Below are 2,673 nucleotides of genomic sequence, written 5' to 3'. Positions count from 1 at the left end.
CCACTTATTAGGAGATAATCTCAATAGTGACCTAACTAATTCTCTACAATTATCTATGAAATTAACCCAAGATTGGGCATATAATCCAATATAAAAACTACTATGTCTTCTTTGAGTCCGCCCATATTCCTTCACTCGACCAATATATTTCTGGATACCTTTGCGTTTAATTTCTTGCCCTTGTATTGTGGCACTTGTATAAGCAATTGATATTAATAAAATTATCGATATTAACCGATTATTTGTAAGTTTTGTGTCTTCTAAATTATAACCTCCATTTTTAAAATCACGGAACATTTCTTCTATACAAAATCGCTTCTTATAGGCGGAAATTGCTAATTCCAAACTATCTAAATTAGTTAAAATAAACCACCCTTCTTTGGGGGCTACTCCTAAGATTTTACGTTTCCATTTACAGGCAACATTAAAACTTGTAAAACCATGTTTTTTCGTAACTTTAACTCCGGCTAAAAAGAAAGCAACTCCTGGTGACAAACCTAAATTATTTAAATCTATCCAAATTTCTTTTTTTATTTCTACAAATTCACTCTTTTTAAGTCTTGTACAAAAACATAAACCCTGGTCTTTTAACCAGTTTGCCAATTTTATGGAACAAAATTCCCTGTCCCCTAATACGCAAATTTTATAGTTATTAAAAATGGGTAAAATTTTCTTCAATATTCGTGATTGCTCCTCAAAGTTACTGCTGCCTAACTTTGGTAATAACTCAAAATATACAGGAAATGCCCTTTTATCCCAAACTATACTAATCATGAATAAATTTATGCGTCCCCAAGCCGTCCTATCCATGACTACATAAATTAATTCTTCATCCTTCAAATATGTTTCTAAAAATGTTTTCACAATCGGAAACCAGATTTGCTCAATTGTTAGGTTTGGTAAAGAAAGAAATCTCTGTATTTTTCTTTTTCTACTTTCAAATTTAATCGGAATTGGTAGGGCAGTAGCTAAAGCTTCTAAACTTACTTTTTTCAGTGATTGCAGCAGAATAATCATAATTTTAAGCAAGATATACTCTGCCAGATTCAATTGATTTTTTAGGTGTGTTTTGTAGAATTCAGGTAACATTATCAATAGATAGTCCTTATTGAGAAAAGTGCTTCTATCTTTTTTACCATAAATCTGTATAATCTGTATATGATAAGCTTTTTAGACTATTTCGTCATCCCGTCAGGATATTTTGGTTGATTCTTCAGTGAGTATAGTTAAAGAATTAGTTGTCATAAATTTATGCCAATGAATTGAATAAAAACTAAATTGATTAAATATTAAACTTGAAGATACTGATTTTTGACAGATGCTAAAGATTGATTGATGTTATTGTTGATTTCCTCAAATACATCAATAACTTCAGCCGATATTCGACTCTGATTAATTTGTCCTAATTTAATATCCAGGAAAACAGTTCCATCTTTTTTTATAATCGTTAAATCTTTATGAGAGTTATTGATTGAAATCAAGTATTCTTGACCTTGTACTATAACGTCTCCATTATCTTGAGGAATGCCAAATACATCCCCCATTCGTTGAGTAATTTGGGTAAGACGATTGATAGAATGTAATTCTTGAAAATCATTATTCATTGCTACGACTGCTTTTTCTGTTAATCCTACACCCGATTTAAATTCATTACCAACCTCTACAATTCGCTGAATATATTCTGCTGACTTACCTAACTTTTGTGCAGTCAAATACCAGGTTCTTAATTTTTCTAATGTTGTTTCTTGATCCTGAATAGTTTTATCAGCAACTACCTCTTTTTGAACAATGTTGGATGAGGAAATGGGTGTAGATTTAGGCAACTTTATCCCATGAGATGACACCACAGATGATTGCTGTGTAGGTACTGGGGAAGATACTTCTGAAGCCGGTGGTGGTTGTTGATTGGTAAGCGTAGTATCTTGTTCTAGCTTGACTGCGCGTGTGTACCCATCATTTACACCTTCCAACTTATATCCCTGTGTCTCTAAATATTGTTTTACCAGTTGGTCAGTACCAGCAGCATTACCCACTACAAAGGAACTTTTGGAAGCGATCGCCTGATCAATCAGTGGTACATAATGTTTATTGAAAGTTTCCAGAATTTGTTGTTGAGTAACACCCCTCCAAGGACCAGAACCTGAAACCATAATTGTGTCATTGGCTGAGTAAACACCTGTATTTGCCCTTTCCCCCCAAGCTTGTTGATAATTACGGGTGCTAGAGGGTGTTTCAGGTGGTGCAGATGACATACCAATGAATTGAGTAGCTACTTCAGCCATTGCCACATCCTTTTGCATATGCGTTGCTACAGCAGCATTTAGGGGTTGAAGATTAGTAAGTGGGTTGGAACTTTTGGGGGAACTAATAATTTCTTGGACAGAATCTTGAGGTTGAGGTGTGGATAAATTTAATAGTTTTTGGTACAGATTCCTTTGCTGGTAACTCTGAGGATACTTGGGTAATAGTCTGAGAATTTTCCAACACCCTAGAATATCCCTCAATCAAAGCGCGGATAAACGGAGATTCTTTACCCTTGCCTTCCCAGTAGTTATCTCTGGCAGAGGTGACATAGTGAGTACAGTTTTCCAGCCATTCCACTCCTCCCCTTTGGGTGATGGCTGCAAACAACTTAGGGTGTTGTTCTAACCCACATTCCGCAGATGTTAAAGG

At 34.9% G+C, this 2,673-nt stretch carries 3 protein-coding genes; all 3 read right to left on the bottom strand.

The window, feature by feature from the left end:
• Positions 1–1,089 (bottom strand): IS4 family transposase (locus tag FJR38_RS26105; RefSeq protein WP_168540411.1); only part of this gene is annotated, 1,089 nt, incomplete at its 3' end.
• 200 nt (positions 1,090–1,289) lie between these two features.
• Positions 1,290–2,282: a hypothetical protein gene (locus FJR38_RS26100; RefSeq protein ID WP_254449582.1), complete on the bottom strand. Its 993-nt coding sequence runs from the start codon at positions 2,280–2,282 to the stop codon at positions 1,290–1,292.
• An 82-nt stretch (positions 2,283–2,364) separates the two neighbouring features.
• Positions 2,365–2,673: hypothetical protein (locus FJR38_RS28875; protein WP_254449581.1), on the bottom strand; the 309-nt coding region annotated here is incomplete at its 5' end.

It is taken from the genome of Anabaena sp. UHCC 0253 (assembly GCF_009712085.1).
Lineage (GTDB): Bacteria > Cyanobacteriota > Cyanobacteriia > Cyanobacteriales > Nostocaceae > Dolichospermum.
Note: the sequence above shows the minus strand (reverse complement) of the source record. Positions and strands in the feature narration are given on the sequence as shown.

Excerpts from the sequence above, each read along its gene's own strand:
- FJR38_RS26100 (WP_254449582.1), bottom strand. The coding sequence starts at position 2,282 with ATGGCTGAAGTAGCTACTCAATTCATTGGTATGTCATCTGCACCACCT.